The sequence below is a fragment of the Marixanthomonas spongiae genome (assembly GCF_003095375.1).
Lineage (GTDB): Bacteria > Bacteroidota > Bacteroidia > Flavobacteriales > Flavobacteriaceae > Marixanthomonas > Marixanthomonas spongiae.
Window position 1 is genome coordinate 12602 of sequence record NZ_QEHR01000010.1, and the last position, 23793, is coordinate 36394.

Below are 23793 nucleotides of genomic sequence, written 5' to 3' on the forward strand. Positions count from 1 at the left end.
GAAGGTATAAAGGTAAGGGTGCTTATGCGTATGATGTGGAGCATTTAAAATACATCGAGAATAAAATATGATAATATCGTCACTATTGATAATTGTAGGCTTTGCAAGCCTAATTTTTGGGGCAAATTGGCTTGTTGACGGAGCCTCTTCACTGGCGAAAAAAAATAACGTTTCCGATTTGGTTATTGGATTGACAATTGTGGCATTTGGAACGTCTGCACCTGAGTTGGTTGTTAATTCGGTAGCTTCATTTAACGGACTTTCTGATATTGTACTTGGAAATACTGTAGGTAGTAATAATTTCAACTTGTTTATAATACTTGGGGTAGCGGGTTTAATTTATCCAATTACAGTTCAATCTTCGACCGCTTGGAGAGAAATTCCTATTTCGTTAATTGTAGCATTATTTTTATTTGTACTTGCCAACGATTTTTTTATCAATCAAAATCCTGAAATTTCAAGAATTAATGGAATAGTATTATTGGTGGGTTTTATTTGCTTTATATATTACACTTTTAATCAGTTAAAACAAGAAAAACCCGAAGCGATCACTTATAAAAATAAATCAAATTACAAAATTTGGGGATTGGTAACATCTGGAACTGCCGGTCTTATAGTTGGTGGAAAATTGGTTGTTGATAATAGCATAGATGTTGCGACTGAATTAGGCGTTAGTCAAAAAATAATTGGTTTAACAATAGTGGCGGCTGGGACATCACTTCCAGAATTAGTGACTTCAATTGTTGCTGCCTTAAAAAGGAATAGCGATATCGCAATTGGAAATGTAATCGGTTCAAACATATTCAATGTCCTGTTAATATTAGCAATAAGCTCTTTTGTAAATCCTGTGAAATATAATCCTAATTTCAACCAAGACATCTTACTATTAATTGGGGGAACAGTATTTCTAATAATCGCAATGTTTACAGGAAAAAGAAAAAAACTTGACAGATGGGAAGCATCAATTTTGTTAAGTTTTTATTTGATTTACACTGCCTATCTAATAACAAAAGAAATATAAAAACACCACCAAGGGCAAAACACAAATACCCAATTTTGGGTATTGATTTTCTACATAAACATAGCAATATTTGACTATTAAAATTTAAAAGTTTAAAAGCTGTTTTTGGTATCATTGCAACCGCATAGCTCACCTATGTCAACAAGGTCCATATTTTAGTGTTTAAACAGACTGTACAACCTATATAGTATTACAAATTAAATGTTTTATTCATGAAATACATAAAGTTTATAATGGTATCAGTGTTTGTTCTGGTAATGACGTCATGCGCTACTGAAGACAACAGTGACGATCCTGAAAATCAAGAAGAAATAAATTTTGGCGGTGAGGTTTCTACAGCGCAATTTGTCTATATATATGATAAGGAATTTTCTGAAAACTCCTATGAGGCTACCTTTAACGGCGAACCTATTACGGTGGTCAATTCACAGAAGGAAGAGGAGGATCTATTGATGTTTTATGTAGATCCGGTACTGGCAAATGCAAACAGCGAAAACAATGTGTTGCGTATTCCTGCTTTGGATATAAAACTGCGGTATAAAGTTGTTCAATCGGTATTAAACGCATCAGTTGAAGAAACCATGGCTCCCTTTTTTGAGGTGATCGACAATGCTGAAATCGATACTACAACGACGGTAGGGGAAAATTCACAAAAGTTTATCGATGGATTCAATCAATATTATAATTCGCTTAGTCCTGTAGAAAAAGAAGACATAGCTATTTTTGTTCAAATGAATGAAGATATGTTTAGTCTGGCATACAGCAGACAACAAGGTTTAGAACCCTTTCAGAATTTTTCAAAATGCAGGCAGGCAAAATTTCAGACAGGGGTTTTTGGAGCTGGAGCAGCCTTATTGGCAAATCCGGGAACGATGCCTCTTTCAATAGTATCGGCTGCATTGGCGGTTGTATCATTCACCAAAGCAGTTAAATATTGCACGTTTTTTATGGAGGATACCATTAAACACGCATTTTTAAGCTTTGAAAATATGGTTTCCTCACGCACCGAAGGAACAGGAGGAAAATTGGCTACCCTTGAGTTTGTTTCTGGTGTATCAACAAGCCTGAATGCCGTTCATGGATTGCGAAGCCTGCAAGCCTCAGATGCTTCCGATACTAATGAATACATCAGCGACTTCTTTTCATATGTGACCAAAATCAACGACTTTATTGTCACCACTTTAAATAACGTTATTGCATGGTACAACAGTCAAGTGTCCTTTTTCTTACAGGTAGAACCGTATAATACGCCGGTGCCTATTCCTGAAAACGGAACCCAGGAAGAAGCAGCTTTGGAACAATACCGATATGAAATGTTTGACTTTTCGGTAGCAGATAATAACGTAAGCATTGTGCAACAACACTTTAATAACGGAACGGTAAGCTTTAAGCTGAAAATAGCCGAAGGCGCTGCCCAACAAGAAATAACTACCACGCTTAATTATACCTATACAGATTTGTATAATGATGAGGTGACAGGTTCGTTTCCTATTGTCGTTAAAAATCCATTGAAAGGCTTTTGGGATATGGTGATTTTTTATAACGAGATACCGGTGGGGGAATATCAAAACCTGTATGCAGCGGGTTGCCCTAATATTATTGATGGAAAAGAAACCATGTTTGGTAATTTCACCTTTTACGAAGATAATACCTTTAGCTACAGTTGGACCACCATACAAATTGCTTACAATATACTGTACAACGAAGACTGTGAAATAACAGGGGACAATGAGAATACAACGCGTGAACATGTGGAAGAAGGTACGGGAACCTATCACTACAATGGCACAAACTATATTTTGGATTATGATGAAGGTGGTACAGAGACCGTACACATATTAGGTCCTGATAGAATTAAAATATATCAAGAAGAGTATGTACGGCAGTAAAACCTTATCTTTTTTAAACCATAAAAACCCAGTTATATACGCTGGGTTTTTATGGTTGCAAACACTAATAAGGGCACAAATAATTAAGAAAGAATGACTAAAAAAATACTGTACTTCACAATTTTGCTGTCCATTTTGTGGTCTTGCAAAAATGACAATAAAAATAAATCTGAATACCTCGAAATACAGAGCAAGGATAAAATAAATACACTCGCTAATCGCTATTTAGAACTAAACCGTTTTAGCGGAACAATAGTAGTGGCTAAAGATGACAGCATTATATATAATCAAAGTTTTGGATTAGCCGACTATGAAAATGAGGTGCCTTTTTCGTCCAAGACAGCCTTTAAAATAGGAGAAATAACAAAATTAATTACAAGCGACTTAATCAATAGATTAGTAAAAGAAAAGAAAATCTTATTGACAGATAAAGTATCCGAACACCTACCAGAAATTGAATCTGATATTCGTGTAGGGGATTTAATGAAGCACGACTCTAATGTTGACTACAATATTGCTGGACAACTAATTGAGAAGGTAACCAATAAAAGTTATCAAGAAAACATAGCAAAATATAGTGCCGAGTTGGGATTAGAAAACACCTATTTTCAAAAAAACGAAACATCTAGTGCCGTAGGTTATCTTTATCATAATTATAGCGGTAACGGATTGGAATTAGAGAAAGCACCAGTTTATAACCTTGAAGAAGCATTTAGTAGCAACGGACTGAAATCTACTGCTAATGATTTAATGAAAATACTAAAATCTTATCCAAAACAAATACATATGGATGGTTATTTGGACACTGATGGATTTAGTTATTCCATAGTAAATGATCTAGAAAATAAAAAATCAATTGTTGTGTTGAGCAACCGTAAACATCCCGTAGCAAATGAAATATCAAATAGCATTGATGCAATACTTGAGGGAAAGGAGTTTACACTTCCTTTATTAAGAGAACCTTTTGATATTGACAAAACCATTCTAAAAGATTTTACCGGGAAGTACGCATTGAATGAAAATGTGAATTTTGAAGTGCTTAACTCAAATGATAGTCTTTTTGTATTAATGGGGCCAAATAAAGTCTATTTAGTCCCTCAATCATCTAATCAATTTTATATGAAAGAAGCGGATGCATCTATGAGATTTTCACGAGACTCCACAGACATGGTAGATAAAATCGTTCTTTTAAATGGATTTATTGATAGTGAACAAATAGCATATCGAAAAAAATAACTTTATACGCCAATGTTGCTGTTTTGCACCAACACATAAGATATTGCTAGCAATTAACTTGTTGTTGAAAATCACCAACAAGGGTAGAATTACGCTCGTGGCTGTACTGGTTTTACCGTAGCTTGGGGTTGCGTTATTAATTAGCCGCAGTTCTGAATAGTAATAATATCTAAGAAAATAATCTTCAGGCAATAACGGTCTTATAAACACCTATTAATCAGTAAACTTATATGTTTTGTTACATATGTTACCGTCCTTGAAACATATGTGATACGCTTCATGAGTACACTAGTTTATTTTTACGCTATTAATTTGTAATCCATTCATTACTTAAATAATAGCAATATGAATACGTTTAAACTGACAGTTATAGTTGGCCTTTTTATACTTCCATTATCTGGTCAGGCACAGTTCTTTAAAAAACTGAAAGAAAAAGCAGAAAATGCGATAGAAAGAACCGTTTTAAACAAAACAGACCAGGAAGTTTCAAAGGGGACCAATAAGACCATAGATGACGTTATAAAAAAAGATAAAAAACCTTCTACGGAAACAAGTGAAACAACTTCAACTACTTCAAAAACCACCAATACAACTGAAAAAACAAAAGACGGGTTGCCTATTATTAAATTAGGACAAGATGAGGTAGAAGTAGATGCCACTGAAGCATTTAAAAAAGCCATGGGAGCTAAATCGATAACCAGTCTAGACGATTCTTATACGTTTTCTTATTCGGTATTATATACAATGAACAATGGAAGTGGAGGTGAACAAAAAGCATTATTCTTTGAACCCGGGAAAGAATACTTTGGTATATCTTTTTATGATATTGAAACTGAAAACATCGTGCTAATGGATACCGAAAAACAAGCCATGTTTTTATTGGTAGGCGACAATGTTAAAACTGCCTTGCCAATCGCAAATGATCACCTGTTGTATTCAGCAAATTATAATAGTGTTCCCGGTAAAAATACCTCAAACACAAACCCAAAGATTGAAAAACTGGATTATAAAAAAATACTAGGCCATTTGTGTAGAGGATATAGAATTACAACCGATGAAGGTGTTTTAGTTGTTTTTATTGCTAGAAACACGCCTGTTCAATACAAAGGAGGGATTGCACAAACAGCGTATATACCAAAGTCATTATACTCTGGGAAAAATGATATGATTATGGAGTTGGCCTTTCAATCGAATAATCCCAATGAGAAACCTTTAACTATGATTTGTACCAATATTAACGCTCAAAAGCAAACTATTAAACCCACTCAATATCAACAGTTAATAAAATAGAAACAACATGAAAAAAATATATATATGCCTTCTTTTATTACTATGCACAACAGCTAACAATTATGCACAAGAAATAGACCAAATATATGAAGTACTTAAAAAAAAGGCGGATAAAAGGATAGATAGTTTAAAACAAGAACCTATTGATGAAGATGAGTTTTTACAATATAGAAATTGTCTAGGGTCAATAGCTTATTATGTTCATCAGTACCGACATTTAGAATCAAAAATCGATAATGCTGATGATTGTTTTAAAAAGTATGATTTATACGGTGTACAAGAACTTATGTTACTTAACTCTACCAGTATTATGTATTGTACTGAAGATTTATGGAATAAATTTAACTCTTCTGATACCAATACTTCATTAAAAAATTTAACAATGCAAACGCACTTATTAAGTTATATAAAAAACATAAGTCGCATTTATCAATATGATGAAGATTCATTAAATGAAATGGAATATTATATAGCAAAAGTGTTTCAGTCCCCTAAAAATATGGAAGATGATACCAACGAACTACTCTATTATTTAACTAACATTCAATATATACTTAAAGAGTACTTTCACCCAATTACAGTAATGGCCAAAGCTTTGGAAATTAATAAAACCATGGAAGCGTTACCTTGTAGTGATGGGGTGCATCGATAATACGTTTGTAAAGATTTGTATATGATACTGTTACGATTAAAACTGATTTAAAAAAAACACACTTGAAGTTTGCAAACGAGCAACAACCAAACACTTTTATTATGATACGTTTATTAAAATGTAGTGTAAATAATAACCTTACTTTGGTATTACTTACGGTCCTGTTTACTGCTATATTACTGCAATCTTGTAAAAATGATAAAAAACAAGACCAATCAAAACCTGTTGAAGTAGAAAAAGAAAAAGTGGTGGAGATAGTAACAGAAAGCATGGACTTTCAAATGCCTGATACTATTACCTCAGGATGGAATACATTCCGGTATATCAATAAATCGCCTCAAGTTCATTTCTTTCTAGTTGAAAAATACCCTGAAGGGAAAACAATAGCTGATGCGCAAGCAGAAGTAGTTCCTTATTTTTCAAGTGGAATGAATTTTATTAACGAAGGCGATAATGAAAAAGCCATGGACGAGTTTGGGAAACTTCCCAAGTGGTATCAAGATGTTGAATTTTCAGGAGGGTCGGGACTAGTATCTGCTGGCAAAACCTGCGAAACGACACTTGAATTACAACCTGGCTATTATATAGTGGAATGCTACGTAAAAATGAGTAATGGTGAATTCCATACTACAATGGGTATGATAGACGAGTTTGTAGTTTCAGAAGCTCAATCTGGTATAATAGAACCTACAGCCGATTATGCTATAGAACTATCACGAGAAAACGGAATTACGTTTAAAGATTCCATTCCTTCTGGAAAACATACATTTTCTGTTACTTTTAATGATCAAGTTCAACACGAAAACTTTGTGGGCCACGATATCAACTTGGTACGATTGAATGAACAATCGGACCTTGCCACCTTAGAAAGCTGGATGAACTGGGCCAACCCCAAAGGACTTATAGAACCGGCTCCAGAGAACTTCACCTTTTTGGGAGGTGTTAATGATATGCCAGCAGGCAGCCACGCTTACTTTACGGAAACGCTTAAGCCCGGTACCTATGCGTTAATATCTGAAGTGCCAAACACCCGCAGTAAAAACATGCTTAAAACATTTCTTATCACTGATTAGTCCCATATAGAAACAACTTGAAGACCTTTTAACCCGCACTTGTTGATAAGATGTGAAAAGTATATTTCAGGTATTGAATTATTATGGATACTTTCGTCTTGTCTTTGTTATTTAAGAGCTATAATAGGGGAATCGTGTGTAAATCACGAGCTGTTGCGCAACTGTAAGCGAGTACTTTCGTAAGCCAGATTACCTACTTAAATAATGCAAGATTTGTTTTCGCATAAAAAGCAAATCTGTAGAAAGGGGTATTCTACCGTCTTTTTCCATATTGCTTTTTGTGTTTTAATTAACCGTTAAAATATAAAGCTTATGAGCATTTTTGAAAAAAGAACCAATTACAAACCCTTCGAATATCCGGAAGTTTTACAATTTACCGAATTATTGAACAAATCGTATTGGGTACATTCCGAATTGGATTTTACCGCCGATGTGCAAGACTTTCATTCCCACCTAAACCCACACGAAAAAGAAGCCATAAAAAAAAGCCTGTTGGCCATTGCGCAAATAGAAGTGGCCGTGAAATCATTTTGGGGCGACCTCTACCACCACCTACCCAAGCCTGAGTTCAATGGGTTGGGCAGTACCTTTGCCGAGTGTGAATTCCGCCATTCAGAGGCCTATTCGCGCTTGCTGTCGGTTTTGGGCTATGAAGATGAATTTCAAAACCTCATGAAAGAACCGGTCATTAAAAAACGGGTGGACTATTTAACCGAAGCATTGGCGTTTACGCAATCTGCAAACCCTAAGCAATATGTTTTTTCTTTGATTCTTTTTTCCATATTGATTGAAAACGTTTCTCTCTTTAGCCAGTTTGCCATTATTCTATCTTTTACGCGGTTCAAAGGATATATGAAAAACGTAAGTAACATCATTGCCTGGACCTCTGTCGACGAACAAGTGCATGCCAATGCTGGGATCTACATCATCAATCAAATCAAAAAAGAATTTCCAGAGTTCTTTGATGAAGAAACACAAAAAGAAATAATCGCCATTGTTAGAAAATCCATCTCTGTAGAAGAAGAAATATTGGACTGGATATTTGCAGCCGGCGCTATTGAAAATTTAAGCAAGGAAAACTTGATCAATTTTATGAAATTCCGTGTTGACGAAAGCCTTGCCGAAATTGGAATAAACAAAACGTATCATATTTCAACAGAACAGTACAGGCCAATGAAGTGGTTTGAAGAAGAGGTTTTTGCCAACTCTTTAGACGATTTTTTTGCAAAACGACCTGTAGAGTATACCAAACACGACAAAAGCATTACCGCAGCCGATTTATTTTAAGTAGCAATTATAACAACAATAGTGCAAATTCATTAGGTAACACCCAATTTTAAAGCACTGCATTAAAGTTACGCGACGGCCGTACAAAGCTTGATGAAACGGTCTTTATCGTAGCTATATGATTAAAAGTGGTAGTGAATAAGCCAGTGTTGCCTTACCTAACAATAAAAAAACAATAACATGATGAACAGATATTGGTGGCTCAATGAAGAAAGTGAGCAAATATTAAACAGAGGATATTTACTAAAAGGCGAAACAGTGAAAGGAGCCATAGAGCGAATAGCAACGGCAGCTTCCAAACGATTGTTTAAACCGGAGCTCAAAGAACCTTTCATAGCATTAATAGAAAATGGTTGGATGAGCTTGAGTTCGCCCATTTGGGCAAACATGGGGACCGAAAGGGGGTTGCCCATTTCTTGTTTTAACGTGCACGTTCCCGATACTATTGAAGGGATCACGCATAAATTGGGGGAAGTTATCATGCAAACAAAAATTGGTGGGGGTACCTCCGGCTATTTTGGGGAATTACGGGGCCGAGGGAGTGCCGTGACCGATAACGGCAGAAGTAGTGGCGCTGTTTCTTTTATGAAGTTATTCGATACCGCTATGGATACCATTTCGCAAGGCGGGGTTAGAAGAGGGGCTTTTGCTGCATATTTAGATATTGACCATCCCGACATAATAGAATTCCTGAAAATAAAAAACATTGGGAATGCCCTTCAAAATTTATTTTTTGGTGTCTGTGTTCCAGATTACTGGATGCAAGAGATGATCGATGGCGATACTGCCAAAAGAGAAGTTTGGGCCAAAGTGTTAGAAAGCCGACAAGAAAAAGGCTTGCCCTATATCTTTTTTACTGATAACGTAAACAGAAATAAGCCACAGGTATATAAAGACAAGGATATTCAAATTAATGCCAGCAATCTATGTTCTGAAATCATGTTGCCTTCCAGCGCAGAGGAGTCCTTTATTTGCTGCCTGTCTTCAATGAATTTAGAATTGTACGATGAATGGAAAGACACCAATGCAGTTGAATTGGCGATCTATTTCTTAGATGCGGTATTGCAAGAGTTTATTGTAAAAACAGAAGATAATTACTACCTAAAATCAGCCAACCAATTTGCAAAAAACCATAGGGCTTTAGGGCTTGGTGTGTTGGGTTGGCATTCCTATTTGCAAAAAAACAGAATCCCTTTTGAAGGGATGCAGGCAAAACAATTGACCAACACCATTTTTGACCATATAAAAAAGGAAGCCGACAAGGCAAGTAAGGAGTTGGCCGCTATTTATGGCGAACCAAAACTACTAAAGGAATATGGACGGAGAAACACGACCTTATTGGCCATTGCCCCCACAACATCTTCATCTGCTATATTAGGACAAACCTCCCCGGGCATAGAACCGTTTAGCAGTAATTATTACAAAGCAGGGCTCTCTAAAGGGAATTTTATGCGAAAAAACAAATACCTAACACAACTGCTCGAAGAAAAAAATATAAACAATGAAGATACCTGGCGAAGCATTATGTTGAATAACGGCAGTGTACAGCATTTAAAAGAATTGAGTATCGATGAAAAACAGGTGTTTAAAACCTTTAAGGAGATTAGTCAATTGGAAATAATACAACAGGCGTCCATCAGGCAGAAATACATTGACCAATCTCAAAGTTTAAACTTGAACATTCCTTCAAACCTGCCCATTAAGGAAGTAAATAAATTATTGATCGAAGCTTGGCAATTAGGCATTAAAACGCTTTATTACCAAAGAAGCCAGAGTGTTTCAAAAGAATATATCACCAACTTGGTATCCTGCGAAAGTTGTGAGGCATAACTCAATAATATTAATGTGTGGCAAAAGTTGTACGGGTTACGTATAAAAAATAAACTATATCGTTTATCAATCTTATGGAATACCGGTTGGGTCGGCCCTATGCTCAGTGTGATCATTAAGAAAAAGAGCTGATGATGATATCAGGATTTATTTAGTAACCTGTATAGCTATTTTAGGACGGGTCATACAGCCATTTTAGGACGGGTCAACCCAATAGATACTCCATAGATACTCCATAGATAGTTCATTGTTTTGAAGGAATGCAATTATTTTTCCTACAACTCTAAAAAATGAATAGGAGGTATATTTTTTCTTGGTAATTCGTTAGCAAAAGCAAAACAAAACAAAACCGATGGCTCGGATATTTTACGCCAATGTTGGTGTTTTCCAGCAACGCCATACAGAAAGGAAATAAGTTTACCGTTTTAAAACACCAACAAGTGCAAAAAAAGCAAACTAATACAGTATATTTATACCCGTAACCCAAGCGCGTGTTAATTGAATGCCCTCCCCACATTTGAACGTTTTTACCTAAAGATCAAGTCCAATAGATGGTACTGGCTGTTTGCTATCTTCTGTAGGGTCTCGTTAGCCATTGGGTTTATTGCCGCCGGAATGGTAAAGATATTTGGCGAACGTTTTGCCAGTGGGTTGTCCTCCATTCACCCAATGGGCACGTACTTAGAAGCCTTGCACCATACCGGCTATTATTATACGTGGATTGGTTATGCACAGGTTATCGCAGCCGTATTGCTGCTTATACCCAGAACCGTAATCTTAGGGGCATTGCTCTATTTTCCTATCATTGTAAATATTTGCATCCTTTCGTTTGCCGTTCGGTTTGAAGGGTCGTTAATAACTGCGCCACTTATGGTGCTTGCAAATGTTTTTTTGCTGATATGGAATTATGACAAACTGCAATACATCCTCCCATTCAAAAAAAACCATACCTATCTGGTTTTTAAAAAACCCGGCACCTACCGTATGGATTTTCCCTACTACTTTTTTTCGGGAGTGGTTGTCACTATAGTTTTGGTCATTGCATTTTCTATAACAGGATACACTGTAATGCCCAGAAATTCCCTTTCCGATTGCAAACAGCAATTTAAAGAAACCGCCAATCAAGCAGCAGGATATGCGTTTTGCGAATGCATCCATAGCAAAGGAGGGAGTTTGGATTCGTGTTTGGAAACCTATGAAAAAGCAGTACAATGATTTCAATAACTATTGGTCATAGACTTTTCAATATATCGTGCTTCTTCTGAAACATGAAATTTTATTAAATGCAGTATTCCAGAAAAATAGTTCGTTAATCGCAATTATTTATTTTACTTTTAAGCAACTTATGTAAACATAAAACCATAAGAGCTTAAAACCATTGGCAAAACAACAATCCAAAAAAAAAGCATCCCTACTCGTCTTGGCTGCCTTGGGCGTCGTTTATGGCGATATAGGTACAAGTCCGCTTTATGCGTTTAAGGAGTGTTTCAATGGAGAACACGCCGCCTCTTTGACCGAAATGCACATATACGGTATTCTTTCCCTTATTTTCTGGGCCCTAATATTGATCATCACTGTAAAGTACCTCATTTTTATATTACGGGCAGACCATCACGGGGAGGGCGGTATTTTGGCCTTGATGCAGTTGGTGTTGTCGGCTGGTAAAAACAATGGTAAGAAAAAATTACCTTATAAGTTTATTATGTTCGTAGGCCTGTTTGGTGCGGCCTTGTTGTATGGCGATGGTATTTTAACGCCAGCGATTTCGGTTATCAGTGCCATTGAAGGTATTGAGATTGCCACCCCTGCACTAAAAGATTATGTGGTACCCATCACCATTGTAGTGCTTATATTTCTTTTTTGGCTACAAAGCCGCGGCACCGAAAGGGTAGGAAGGCTCTTTGGCCCCATTATGCTCGTGTGGTTCTTTATCATGGGATTACTGGGTGTCTTACAGATTGTGGACAACCCCGCTATTTTTAAAGCCGTGAACCCTGTTTATGCGTTTCAGTTTGTCTTGAATGAAGGCAAGATAACGTTGTTTGTATTGGGAGCGGTGTTTTTGGTCGTTACTGGTGGGGAAGCCTTGTATGCCGATATTGGGCATTTTGGCGTTTCTCCCATTCGGAAAGCGTGGTTTGCGGTGGTGCTCCCTGGCTTGGTGCTCAATTATTTTGGACAAGGCGCTTTATTGCTGCAACATCCCGAATTTGTTAAAAACCCGTTTTATCATTTAGCGCCTCAATGGGCCCTTATTCCGCTAATTGTTTTAGCGACCATGGCTACCATTATTGCTTCCCAGGCCATTATTTCGGGCGCTTTCTCGTTAACATTTCAAGCCGTTCAGCTTAATTATCTGCCGCGATTCAGGATATTTCATACCTCAAAAACCCACCAAGGGCAAGTGTATCTGCCAAAAATAAATTTTTTGCTCATGGTGTTGACCATTGGCGTGGTACTGGGTTTTCAATCTTCAGAAAATATTGCAGTGGCCTATGGTATTGCTATTACGGTTACCATGGTCATTACCGATATTTTAGCTTTTTTCGTGATGAAGAACAATTGGAAATGGAGCCTGTTCTTGGTCGTTCCCGTGAGTTTGTTCTTCTTGCTCATCGATCTGTCTTTTACCACGGCCAACGCCCTTAAATTTTTACAAGGCGGTTGGTTTCCAATTTTGATTGCCTTGTTGGTCTATGCTTGTTTTTATATCTGGACCAGCCGCCAGAAATTGCTCCAAAGAAAGTTTGCGGAATACGATTTTAACCTGAATGAATTTGTAGATGGTTTCAACAGGGACGATTATTCCAATATCCCTGGTGTCGCCGTATATATGAGCTCTGCTGTTTTAGACACCCCAATGGCATTTCAGCACAACTTGAAACATAACAAAGTGGTTCACGAAAAAGTCATCATGCTACAGATTGGGTTTAAAAACCAACCAAAAGTGAAAAAAGAGAACCGGATGACCATTAACGATTTGGGAAAAGGTTTCTATCAAGTACTTTTTAAATACGGCTACTTGGAAGAACCTTCCATACATCACGTTTTGGATTATTGGAAAGAAGAAGAAATCATAAAAGGCTACGACGAAGAAGCATTGACATTCTACTTGGCTCGGCAAACCATTTTGGTAAAACGCGGGTCTATGGCTAACCGGCTTGCTGATTCATTCTATATTTTTATGCGGACCAACAGCCAAGATGCCACACGTTACTTTAAAATCCCTACCGATCAAGTGTATGAAGTAGGCATGCAGGTGGAAATTTAACCTTTAGCTAAAATAAGACGACTTTGTTGAAGGGAAAACAATTTAAAAAATAATCAAAACCGTATCACATCACTTTCCGCAGGGAGGGTTTGTTTGTAGAACTCGGTTTCGGTAGGAACAAAGGGCGTTAAAGGCGGTTCGTTTAAATAATCCGGAGGCAATTGCCCTAACTTTTCAAACTGCGGAAACACATACGGTAGGCTTTCAAAATACAGGCCGTCCTCATAGTTCTCAATTTGTTTACCATCTGGGTTAGTAAGTAGGTGCATATGCAAATGCGGCGCTGATGAGTTTCCAGAATTCCCCAAACGCCCTAATTCCTGGCCGGTAGTCACCACATCGCCTTTTTGAACGACAACCGAATTGGGAATTAAATGACAATACGTGCTTATGGTACCATCGGGATGTTCTACATACACCACATTTCCAGTAACATTGGTTGCTGTTATCTCGTAATCCAATTCCCCGGGGGTTTGGTGGTCTGGGATGCTGTTTTCGGTAAATACCACAACGCCATCTTCAACAGCGGTTACCGGTTGGTCGTAACAATACCAATCTTCAAGGTTCAGACCGTCGTTTTTATAAGGGAGGCCGTCCGTTATACGGGCATAATCTATGGCGTACCGCTGTGGATTGTTTCCAATTAAATACCCTTCTTGCTCAGGATCGTAAACAGGTTCGGGATACGGGAAAATGGCTCTTGTGTGGTACGACGTGCTTCCCGGGGCACCTTCGGCCAACCACGTGCCTTCAGGAACGGGAAAGGCTATTGTTTTGGCTTTAGCATATTGTTGTTCAACCGATAAGTTAAAATCTTCTTTCAGGTTGGTGCCTTCAGCATTCCGATAATAAAACTGATGTGTCAATAATTCATTTTTCCAGCCTGCTTGAGGATATGACAACCAGATGCTCGCCAGGTGCTGATCGTCTTTGGTGATAAAGTCGGTATAGGTTTGCAACAAAGCACCGTTATGGTAAATTTCCAGTTTGTCCATAACAAGAGCTTTTACGTGCAATTCGTACACGAACCAGCTGCCTTCGGTATTGTTCACTTTCACGGGCGGTGTGGGCAAGGCCACGAAAAATTCGTTTCTATGGGTTATGGGGTCGTCTGCTTTACAGGAAGTAACCACGATCCACAGTGCAAAAAGGATTGAAACACAATATTTTAAACGCATATAAGTTAATTGGTTTTGCGACAAAAAGAAGTAAATATAATCAATATTTCCAACTAACTATTATGTGGTATCTTTGAAAACAACCTGAAAAACCCACTACCATATCTCAAAAAAACTGTCATGCATTACAAAACGTTTAAAACCGACCGGTTGTTATTGCGGCCTACTTCAGAAGAAGATGCCAATCTTATATACCAATTGCTGAACACCCCTAAATGGTTGCAATACATTGGCGATAGAAATATTAGGTCTTTAGAAGATGCAAAGGCTTATATACAAAACAAAATGACCCCACAACTGAAACGGTTGGGCTATGGCAATTATACCGTAATAAGAAAAGAAGACCAAGCCAAGATGGGCACTTGCGGAATTTACGATAGGGAAGGGGTGAAAGGCGTTGATATTGGGTTTGCTTTTTTACCCGAATTTGAGAAAAAAGGATTTGCTTATGAAGCCGCATTTAAGCTAATGAATGTTTTTTTTTCTGAATTCGGGATACATCGTATTCAGGCGTATACATCTAAAAAGAATCAGGCTTCACAAAAGCTTTTAGAAAAGCTAGGGCTAAAGCAAACTGGAACTACATTTCTGCCTGACGATAAAGAAGAGCTGCTTGTATATCGTATTTCTAATACAAAAGAGTAGCAGATTAAAATCCTAAAATTTACTTAAAACAACATATATATGTAACCAGTTACATATATATGTTGTATATTTGCGTAACCGGTAACGTACTTTTAATTATGGAAGAAGATTTTTTAATAGAAATGGGCTATCCTGGCTTGACGGCAAGGTTAAAAAGGTTAAGTGACTTGTTTGTTTATCAAACCAAAGAGTTTTATAAAGAGCATAATTTGGATATAGAACCCAATTGGCATATGATTTTTTTAATTCTGAAAAAACATGACCAATTAACGGTTACGGAAATTTCAGAATTGCTACACTTATCACATCCTGCTATTGTAAAATTGATTAATAAAATGAAGAAAAAGGGGTATATAGATTCAGTAAAAGACAAAAATGATTATCGAAAATATCAATTAACCTTATCAAAAAAAGCCAAAGAAAAGTTACCTGTTTTAGAAACGTATTGGTCAGCCGGAGAGCAAGCTCTAGAAGAATTATTAGAAGGGAACAGCAAACTGTTGGAACAACTTAGCATTGTTGAAAGAAATATTGAAGATTTAGATTTTAAAACTAGAATGGAACAGTTATTAAATAAATATTAAACATCTTATTATGCAAATACTTATAGATTTAATGGGATGGGTAGGATCTTTTTTTATACTCCTATCGTATGGACTCACCTTATCAAAAAAAAGAGATTTTAGTGTGCAAAGCCGCTACCTAAATATGGTAGGAGGGATGTTTATTGCAATTAATTGTTTGTATTATAATGCAATACCTCCATTTGTCACCAATTTAATATGGAGTATTATTGCCATACTTTCTATTTATAGAGCTCGAAAACACTTTATTAATACAAATAAGCAATAAAGAACTTTTATAGAATGGCTCGAAAACACAATTAAGACGGCATAGTTTTTAGTATTAATTATGAGAATTTGTAACAACAAAATCTCTATCAATGAAAAAATTACTATTTTTCACTACAGCAATGGTAATTGCACAAACAAACTTTTTAAAAACACCTACATTCCGTGAAAGTATTTTCAGCAAAACAACTCAGCGAAGCCGATAAGGCCACTACCGAAAAACACGATATAAGCTCGCTCGATTTAATGGAGCATGCCGGCACGCAAGTATTCAACTGGTTGCACCATAGATTGCAAGGCGCCAAGGTGCCCATCCATATTTTCTGCGGCATTGGCAACAACGGTGGCGATGGACTGGTCGTGGGCCGGTTGTTGATAGAAAAAGGCTATACGGTAAAGGTCTATGTCGCTAATTTTACCGATAAACGCTCCAAATGTTTTCTGATCAATTACGACCGCATTAAAGAAACCACCAATGATTGGCCAAAATTGATGACTTCAGAAAACGATTTCCCCGAAATAAACGACCAAGACATCATTATCGATGCCTTGTTCGGCATTGGGCTCAACCGTCCGCCAGAAGGTTGGTTAAAACCATTGATACAGCACATCAACGCCAGCAAGGCTTTTACCTTGGCCATCGACATTCCCAGTGGGCTCTACGCCAACCAAGCTTTGGAAGATCCTGAAGCGGTGGTGCAGGCCAACCACGCTTTGACCTTTCAAACACCAAAACTGGCGTTCTTTCTACCGGAAACGGGCAAATTTGTTCCGTTTTTTGATATCATTGATATTGGTCTGGATACGGAGTTCCTTCACAGAGCAACACCGATGGCACAATTGATAGGTAAGCAACAGGCGCGGCAGTTCTACAAACCACGTCAAGCCTTTGACCATAAAGGTACTTACGGTCACGCCTTGATCGTTTCTGGAAGCTACGGAAAAATAGGCGCTGCGGTATTGAGCGCCAAGGCTGCTTTTAAAGTCGGCGCCGGACTGGTTACCGCCTTTGTGCCAGAATGTGGCTACGACATTATACAGACTGCCGTCCCTGAAGCCATGACAATAACCGATAAGGAAGACGACCTAATCACGGATATTGCTTACGATATAACGCCATCGGCCATTGGCGTTGGGATGGGCATAGGGAAAGCCAAAAAAACAGTTGCAGCCTTGGAAACCCTTTTTAAGAAAGCCAAAGCCCCGATGGTGATCGACGCCGATGCTTTGAACTGTATTTCAGAACATAAAAAATTACTGGAAGCAGTGCCAAAGCACGCAATAGTAACCCCACATCCCGGCGAACTGAAACGGTTGATAGGGGAGTGGGCAGACGATTATGACAAACTGGAAAAAGCCAAGGCGTTTTCAAAAAAACACGAAGTGGTCCTGTTGATAAAAGGTGCGCATACCGCCATAATTTTTGACGACAACCTTTACATCAACACGACCGGTAATCCAGGAATGGCAACGGCCGGAAGTGGCGATGCTCTAAGCGGTATGCTTACAGGTTTGTTGTCGCAAGGGTACGACCCGCTATTGTCCGCTATTTTCGGGGTATACCTACACGGAACTGCCGGTGCCATCGCCTCACAAAAAATGGGCTACGAAGCCGTGATGGCAAGTAATATCATAGATAATATAGGCGCTGCTTATATGAGTTTGTTCGAGCAACCGGAACAGCAAAAACAACAGAAAGAACAACAAAAAAAGTAAGTTTCTTTAGTTTTTGTTCGTAGTTGAAATGATAGTGCAATTATCCTAAAAGCCCATCTATAACCTTTGCCAATTCAAAATCCTTATCGGTTACGCCACCGGCATCGTGGGTGGATAACGTAATGTTCAAGGTATTGTAAACGTTGTGCCAATCAGGATGGTGCTGCAATTTTTCGGCTTCAAAAGCAATCCGGGTCATGGCCGAAAAAGCTTCTTTGAAGTCTTCAAACTCAAAAGCGGTGTGTATGGCATTGTCTTCGTATTCCCAACCTTCCAATTGATCGAGTTTGTCGTTGATTTCTTTTTCTGAATAGGTGCTCATTTTTTTAATTTTTAAAGGTTATTATTTCTTCTTTAAGGGTACAGGCATCGATGACTTCTGAAATTGAAAACTGCAAACTACCGGGCAATTTATTGTCCCGTGGCAAAATGGCACGGTACAAATCGTCATTGCTGCTGTACACCTTTTTAAATATAGGCATTTTAAAGCCAATTTTAGAAGCTATTTCAGTAAAAAGGTCGTCGTGGTGTATCACGTCGCTGCTGCTCAAATGAAAAATACCCGTCAATTTTTGATTGATGATGTAATGTGTTTGCTGGGCAAGCTTGTCTTGGGTTGTTGCGCTTACAATGTGTTTGGGAAATATTTCAAAAGAGGCGTGGTGCTTCATACTTTGCCGCAATTGTACCAAAGTGGGCGAGTTTACGCCTAATACCAAAGGCAACCTTAATAGTGCGGTTTGAAAGGGGAGTTGTTCCTGAAGGTATTTTTCGGCAGCCGTATGAAATCGGCCAGCTGTACTTTCGGGAACGGGCTTATCGTATTCATATCCTGGAAAATGGCGTTGGCCGTCGAATATTTCAGAAGAAGAAAAATACACTATCCTGCTTTCCGGAAACTGTTCGGCATATAAACAGAGGTCACGGAGCAGTTTTAACCTATCGCTGTATGTTCCAGTTAAAGCAACAATGATAAAGCGGGGTTTCAGGTTCTTCAGTAGGTCGCCAATGCTGTTTTCTTCTACACAAAACGAATGAAATACTTGGTTGTCTTTATACGCTTGGTGCTGATGGCAATAGGTGCCGTACACGTCGAAATACGGATGGAGGTCTTTATACAGGGCATTGCCAATAAAGCCACTCGCCCCCAGGATAAGGATTCTGTTATGTACGGTTTCGGTATTCAAAAAAAAGGGTGTTTAAAAAATTGAGCGGTTGGTCTGCGTGGTGAACAGCTCCAAGGCTTGCATCCCAAGGTAAGAATTTCCTTGTGTATTTAGGCCAGGTGCCCAGCACGTAATGGTAAATTCGTTGGGCAACAGGGCCGCAATGCCACCGCCCACGCCACTTTTTCCGGGCAATCCCACTTCAAAAGCAAACTCACCGGCTTCATCGTAAAATCCGCAGGTAAGCATAATGGCATTGATGCGTTTTACTTGGTTCAAGGTGAGATGGGCGGTGTTGCGCATGCATTTACCGCGGTTGGCGAACATATAAAAAGCATTGGATAGCTGCTCGCACGTCATCTCAATGGAGCATTGATGGAAGTAAAAATCCAAAACATCTTCCACCTCGTTGATTAAATTCCCGAACGATTTCAGCAAATTGGCCGCCGCATAGTTGTTAAAACCGGTGCGGGCCTCGCTTTCGGCCACTTTTTCATTGTAACTGATGGATTGGTCGTTGGTCAGGTCGCGTACGTACTGCAAAAACTCTTCTTTCGGGTCATCTAAGTGAGTGACCAGCATATCGGCAATCACGATGGCTCCAGAATTGATGAGTGGGTTCCGCGGGATCCCTTTTTCCAGTTCCAATAACGACATATGATTAAAGGGGTTTCCAGATGGTTCTACATCTACCCGTTCAAAAATTTTGTTCCCCATAAGAGGGACAGCTTTTGCAAGTGTCAATACTTTGGAAATACTCTGTATGGAAAAAGGTTTGTCCCAATCGCCCGAGCCATATTTTTCACCATCTACCAGATTGAGGTACATCCCAAAATTGGTATCCTTAACCTTTGCGAGTTCGGGAATGTACGTGGGCACTTCGCCTTTTACGGCAGAATGCTTCAAGCTGTTGGTGATGGTATCTAAAATGGCTTGGTAATCGATCATGCTATTTTTTATAAAATGGCGGTTTTACAATAGTTGCCGCGACCGCTTTTTTACGTATTTGAATGAATATATCGGTTCCTGTTTTGCTGTGTTCTTTGCCAACATAACCTAAACCTATCCCTTTTTGTAAGGAGGGAGACATCGTCCCACTGGTTACGTGCCCTATTTTTAGTCCTTCGGCATCTACAATGTCATAGCCTTGGCGGGGAATGCCGCGTTCGGTAAGTTCGAACCCGATAAGCTTTCGGGTAACGCCTTCTTCTTTTTGTTCTTGTAAGACTTCTTTATTGACAAAGTCGTGGTTGAACTTGGTAATCCAGCCCAAACCGGCTTCAATTGGCGAGGTGGTTTCGTCAATATCATTTCCGTAAAGGCAGAAGCCCATTTCCAACCTAAGGGTGTCCCGTGCGGCCAACCCGATGGGTTTGATGCCATAGGCGGCCCCAGCTTCCATAACCCGGTTCCAAACTTGTTCCACTTCGCTGTTTTTACAGTAAATTTCAAATCCGCCGCTGCCCGTGTAACCAGTGGCACTGATGATCACATGTTCCACGCCGGCAAAATCGGAAACTTTAAAATTATAGAACTTGATGGCGCTTAAATCTTCCGAAGTTAAACTTTGCATCGCTTCAATGGCTTTTGGGCCTTGGATGGCGAGCAGGGAATAGTCTTCGGAAATATCCCGCAGTTCAGCATTCATCGTGTTATGAGAGGTAATCCAGTTCCAATCTTTTTCAATATTGGATGCATTGACGACCAACAGCCATTTTTCGGCATTAAAACGGTAAATGATCAAATCGTCAACAATTCCGCCTTTTTCATTGGGCATACAAGTATATTGCGCTTGGCCATCGACCACTTTTGAAGCGTCGTTAGAACCAATTTTTTGGAGGAGCTCCAATGCCTGGGGCCCGGTGACCAAAAATTCGCCCATATGCGAAACATCAAAAACACCTAAATTATTGCGAACGTTTTCGTGCTCTATGGTAACGCTCTCGTAAGAAACCGGCATATTATAGCCTGCAAAAGGAACCATTTTAGCTCCCAGTTGCTCATGGATGTGTGACAATGCTGTTTTTTTCATCGTAAAAAGTTCTTTTTCGCAAATGTATTACAATATGTACAGCTAACGAAGCATTTGCCGGTATGTTTTTGGGTTGGCTGTATTCTGTAAAGTGGTATGATTTTGGTGGTGTACGGAAAGAATACTAACCCTAAACCAATTTCAATGAAAAAAATACTGCTTCTGCTTATTGCGATCTTTGCCATCGCATTGACCAGTGCCCAAACCGCATCGATAGAAGGGGAATACGGCAAACGAACTGAAACCGATGTAGGATCTGTGCTCGAATACACCCTTTCTTTAAAGCCAGATGGAACCTTCACTTTTCATTTTTACCGAAATATCGACGCAACACAGCCCAAAGAGCACCTATATGGAAGAGGAACGTGGGAACTAGTTAGAAAGGACATTCTTTTCCATAGTGATGAAACAACCGATATGGATGAAAAATACACGTTAGACTTTAGCGACACCAAAGCAAGGTTTATTAAAAAACCATCAAAGAACAGAAACGCAACCGAAAAGGTAGCCTATTTTTTGTTTTATGACTCTCAACTTCCTATGATAAAAGGCCTGAAGCTTCTGGCAAAGTAATAAAAGTACCACTTACGGCTAACATGGCTTTAATAAGGCGTGTGTATTTGTAGTTGTACCCGTAAAAAAACAAAATTAAAATTTATACTTTTTTCAATCCTGTGAATTAAGTATTACTTTTGTTAATAATGGTACACTATAAATTACAGGTTTTCTATACCGTTGCCAAGCGAATGTCTTTTTCAAAAGCCGCATCGGAGCTTAACATCACTCAGCCGGCTGTAACCCGCCACATAAAACAACTGGAAGACCATTTTAAACAAAAATTATTTGAACGGAGGGGCAACAGCATCAGCCTTACCCGTGCTGGTAGCGTGTTGCTGGAGCACACCAAAAAACTAATGGCGCAATACAACACCTTAGAGTTTGACATGAACGCCTTGATAGACCGCACACAAGGCGAGCTTTCTATTGCCGCGAGTACCACAATGGCCCAATACATCCTTCCCGAAGCTTTGTCCAAATTCCATCGGAAATTTCCGAAGGTACGGTTGACGCTCATCAATGCCAACACACGGGAGGTTGAAGATAAAGTGCTCGATGCTTCGGTAGAACTTGGATTTATTGAAGGCCATTCCAAAAACCGGGAGATTTCCTACCATCCTTTTATGGAAGATGAAATCGTACTGGTAGCCGCAAAAGGGCATCCGCTCTACAACAAAGGAACGTTGCCGGTAAAAGACTTATCGCAAATTCCCCTGGTGTTACGCGAAGAAGGCTCGGGCAGTTTGGACATTATAAAACAAACTTTAAAAAATGTTGGTGTGGCTATCGAATCGCTTCAAGTGGTCATTCGTTTAGGCAGTTCAGAAAGCATGAAAACGTACATACAAGATAGGCAAAGCGTTGCTTTTTTAAGTATCCATACCATTTTAAAAGAATTAAAGACCACCGAACTCGGCATCATCGATATCGACGGACTCTCAATAAATAGGAAATTCAGCTATATTTACAAGCAAGGGCACCAATCTTCCTTGGCTAATCTATTTTTGAACTTTTTGGAGTATCATTATAACAAAAAGTTATAATAGATGATTTTTTATCATTTGACTTGCGTGTGCGTGCGCTGTACTTTTGCTATGTAAAATCAACATAAACTATATATCATGTTACCAAAAAACAATAAATATAGCAATAGCAAGCCCATTTTGGCCAAAGTCCTTTTTGCGGTTTTGTGCCTTTTATGCCTTACTCCGTTTATTACCCCGCCCATAGCATTGTTGATGGGCGTGGTCATGGCCCAAATTACTGGCAACCCATTTGAAAAATTAAGCGGGAAGGCCGTAAGTTGGTTATTGAAATTTGCCGTAATTGGTTTAGGTTTTGGTATGAGTGTTTCCAGTGCACTTAAAGCTGGGAAAGATGGCTTTGTGTTGACCGTAGCCTCAATTGCCATAACATTGACCTTGGGTATTTTGTTGGGAAAACTATTTAAAATAGATAAAAAAATCGCCCAGCTTATCTCTTCCGGAACGGCCATTTGCGGCGGTAGTGCCATTGCGGCCATTGCTCCAGTGATCAAGGCCAACGCCAAGCAGATTTCCATCTCGATAGGGATTGTCTTTTTATTAAATGCGCTGGCATTGTTCATCTTCCCCGTCTTGGGTCACTTTTTTGAATTGACCCAGCATCAGTTTGGGGTATGGAGCGCCATTGCCATCCACGATACCAGCTCGGTAGTTGGCGCGGCCAATGAATATGGAAACGAAGCATTGCAAACGGCCACCACGGTAAAATTGGCACGGGCCTTATGGATATTGCCGGTATCGGTGCTTTTTGCCGTGTACAAATCCGGTAGCGTAAAAAAAGTAAAAGTGCCTTATTTTATTGGCCTGTTTATTGTAGCCATTATCGTAAACACCTACGTGCCCGGCATAGAAAGCGTGGCTCCGCACATTGTTTCGCTGGCTAAAATTGCCTTGACCGTTACCTTATTTTTAATCGGTACCAACCTTACCTACGCTTCTTTAAAGCAGGTTGGCATCAAACCTTTGGCTTTGGCGGTATTGATATGGGCATTCATTTCGGTCGCTTCGCTGCTTGTCATTATGCAAACGGTGACATAAATAGGAGGGAAGCCGTA

22 protein-coding genes and 1 riboswitch are annotated in these 23793 nt (G+C 39.0%); of the genes, 17 read left to right on the plus strand and 5 right to left on the minus strand.

Translation table 11 applies throughout. From position 1 onward, the window contains the following. The first annotated feature begins 67 nt into the window (after window positions 1–67). The 10 genes from DDV96_RS13720 (at window position 68) to DDV96_RS13765 (ending at window position 13549) form a co-directional block, all read left to right on the plus strand. Entirely contained in the window at window positions 68–1021 is a 954-nt protein-coding gene (locus DDV96_RS13720) for a calcium/sodium antiporter (RefSeq protein ID WP_116695355.1), read from the plus strand. A 212-nt stretch (window positions 1022–1233) separates the two neighbouring features. After that, entirely contained in the window at window positions 1234–2910 is a 1677-nt protein-coding gene (locus tag DDV96_RS13725; protein WP_116695356.1) for a hypothetical protein, read from the plus strand. A gap of 93 nt (window positions 2911–3003) precedes the next feature. Next, complete coding sequence (locus DDV96_RS13730; protein WP_116695357.1) at window positions 3004–4146, plus strand: serine hydrolase domain-containing protein; 1143 nt, start codon at window positions 3004–3006, stop codon at window positions 4144–4146. Between the two features lie 345 nt (window positions 4147–4491). Continuing rightward, window positions 4492–5436 carry a hypothetical protein gene (locus DDV96_RS13735; protein WP_116695358.1) on the plus strand — a complete coding sequence of 315 codons (945 nt, stop codon included), beginning with the start codon at window positions 4492–4494 and terminating at the stop codon, window positions 5434–5436. Between the two features lie 7 nt (window positions 5437–5443). Continuing rightward, window positions 5444–6088 carry a hypothetical protein gene (locus DDV96_RS13740; protein WP_116695359.1) on the plus strand — a complete coding sequence of 215 codons (645 nt, stop codon included), beginning with the start codon at window positions 5444–5446 and terminating at the stop codon, window positions 6086–6088. A gap of 101 nt (window positions 6089–6189) precedes the next feature. Beyond that, entirely contained in the window at window positions 6190–7161 is a 972-nt protein-coding gene (locus DDV96_RS13745; protein ID WP_116695408.1) for a hypothetical protein, read from the plus strand. A 109-nt stretch (window positions 7162–7270) separates the two neighbouring features. Continuing rightward, window positions 7271–7364: riboswitch (adenosylcobalamin-variant (AdoCbl-variant) riboswitch) on the plus strand. 109 nt (window positions 7365–7473) lie between these two features. Continuing rightward, entirely contained in the window at window positions 7474–8448 is a 975-nt protein-coding gene (locus DDV96_RS13750) for a ribonucleotide-diphosphate reductase subunit beta (RefSeq protein WP_116695360.1), read from the plus strand. A 180-nt stretch (window positions 8449–8628) separates the two neighbouring features. Further along, on the plus strand, window positions 8629–10278 hold the full coding sequence (locus DDV96_RS13755) for a ribonucleoside-diphosphate reductase subunit alpha (protein ID WP_206074030.1): 1650 nt from the start codon (window positions 8629–8631) through the stop codon (window positions 10276–10278). Between the two features lie 498 nt (window positions 10279–10776). After that, on the plus strand, window positions 10777–11493 hold the full coding sequence (locus tag DDV96_RS13760; protein WP_116695361.1) for a DoxX family protein: 717 nt from the start codon (window positions 10777–10779) through the stop codon (window positions 11491–11493). A gap of 163 nt (window positions 11494–11656) precedes the next feature. Beyond that, a complete protein-coding gene (locus tag DDV96_RS13765; protein WP_116695362.1) occupies window positions 11657–13549 on the plus strand; it encodes a potassium transporter Kup in 1893 nt (630 codons plus the stop codon). 53 nt (window positions 13550–13602) lie between these two features. Here DDV96_RS13765 and DDV96_RS13770 read toward each other — a convergent pair whose 3' ends face one another. Next, the gene (locus DDV96_RS13770; RefSeq protein WP_116695363.1) at window positions 13603–14727 is read right to left on the minus strand and encodes a M23 family metallopeptidase; all 1125 of its coding nucleotides are present in this window, start codon (window positions 14725–14727) and stop codon (window positions 13603–13605) included. A gap of 120 nt (window positions 14728–14847) precedes the next feature. On the opposite strand from DDV96_RS13770, the gene DDV96_RS13775 reads away from it, so the two are divergent. The 4 genes from DDV96_RS13775 to DDV96_RS13790 all read left to right on the plus strand — a co-directional run bounded on the left by DDV96_RS13775 (window position 14848) and on the right by DDV96_RS13790 (window position 17939). Continuing rightward, the gene (locus DDV96_RS13775; RefSeq protein ID WP_116695364.1) at window positions 14848–15372 is read left to right on the plus strand and encodes a GNAT family N-acetyltransferase; all 525 of its coding nucleotides are present in this window, start codon (window positions 14848–14850) and stop codon (window positions 15370–15372) included. A 98-nt stretch (window positions 15373–15470) separates the two neighbouring features. After that, window positions 15471–15956 carry a MarR family winged helix-turn-helix transcriptional regulator gene (locus tag DDV96_RS13780; RefSeq protein WP_116695410.1) on the plus strand — a complete coding sequence of 162 codons (486 nt, stop codon included), beginning with the start codon at window positions 15471–15473 and terminating at the stop codon, window positions 15954–15956. A 31-nt stretch (window positions 15957–15987) separates the two neighbouring features. Next, complete coding sequence (locus DDV96_RS16230) at window positions 15988–16224, plus strand: CBU_0592 family membrane protein (protein WP_449405530.1); 237 nt, start codon at window positions 15988–15990, stop codon at window positions 16222–16224. 164 nt (window positions 16225–16388) lie between these two features. Beyond that, complete coding sequence (locus DDV96_RS13790) at window positions 16389–17939, plus strand: NAD(P)H-hydrate dehydratase (protein WP_116695366.1); 1551 nt, start codon at window positions 16389–16391, stop codon at window positions 17937–17939. Window positions 17940–17979: 40 nt separating this feature from the next. On the opposite strand, the gene DDV96_RS13795 is transcribed toward DDV96_RS13790, so the two are convergent. The 4 genes from DDV96_RS13795 to gcvT are packed head-to-tail and all read right to left on the minus strand — an operon-like array spanning window position 17980 to window position 21137. Beyond that, window positions 17980–18261, minus strand: coding sequence for a 4a-hydroxytetrahydrobiopterin dehydratase (locus DDV96_RS13795; protein WP_116695367.1), 282 nt, complete (start codon window positions 18259–18261; stop codon window positions 17980–17982). 4 nt (window positions 18262–18265) lie between these two features. Then, the gene (locus tag DDV96_RS13800) at window positions 18266–19126 is read right to left on the minus strand and encodes a sugar nucleotide-binding protein (protein ID WP_116695368.1); all 861 of its coding nucleotides are present in this window, start codon (window positions 19124–19126) and stop codon (window positions 18266–18268) included. 12 nt (window positions 19127–19138) lie between these two features. Next, window positions 19139–20053 carry a glutaminase gene (locus tag DDV96_RS13805; RefSeq protein ID WP_116695369.1) on the minus strand — a complete coding sequence of 305 codons (915 nt, stop codon included), beginning with the start codon at window positions 20051–20053 and terminating at the stop codon, window positions 19139–19141. A 1-nt stretch (window position 20054) separates the two neighbouring features. Beyond that, a complete protein-coding gene (gcvT, locus tag DDV96_RS13810) occupies window positions 20055–21137 on the minus strand; it encodes a glycine cleavage system aminomethyltransferase GcvT (RefSeq protein WP_116695370.1) in 1083 nt (360 codons plus the stop codon). A gap of 144 nt (window positions 21138–21281) precedes the next feature. On the opposite strand from gcvT, the gene DDV96_RS13815 reads away from it, so the two are divergent. The 3 genes from DDV96_RS13815 to DDV96_RS13825 all read left to right on the plus strand — a co-directional run bounded on the left by DDV96_RS13815 (window position 21282) and on the right by DDV96_RS13825 (window position 23776). Further along, the gene (locus DDV96_RS13815) at window positions 21282–21710 is read left to right on the plus strand and encodes a hypothetical protein (protein WP_133240857.1); all 429 of its coding nucleotides are present in this window, start codon (window positions 21282–21284) and stop codon (window positions 21708–21710) included. Window positions 21711–21838: 128 nt separating this feature from the next. Next, window positions 21839–22738, plus strand: coding sequence for a LysR family transcriptional regulator (locus DDV96_RS13820; RefSeq protein ID WP_116695372.1), 900 nt, complete (start codon window positions 21839–21841; stop codon window positions 22736–22738). Between the two features lie 78 nt (window positions 22739–22816). Next, the gene (locus tag DDV96_RS13825) at window positions 22817–23776 is read left to right on the plus strand and encodes a YeiH family protein (RefSeq protein ID WP_116695373.1); all 960 of its coding nucleotides are present in this window, start codon (window positions 22817–22819) and stop codon (window positions 23774–23776) included. Window positions 23777–23793: the final 17 nt, after the last annotated feature.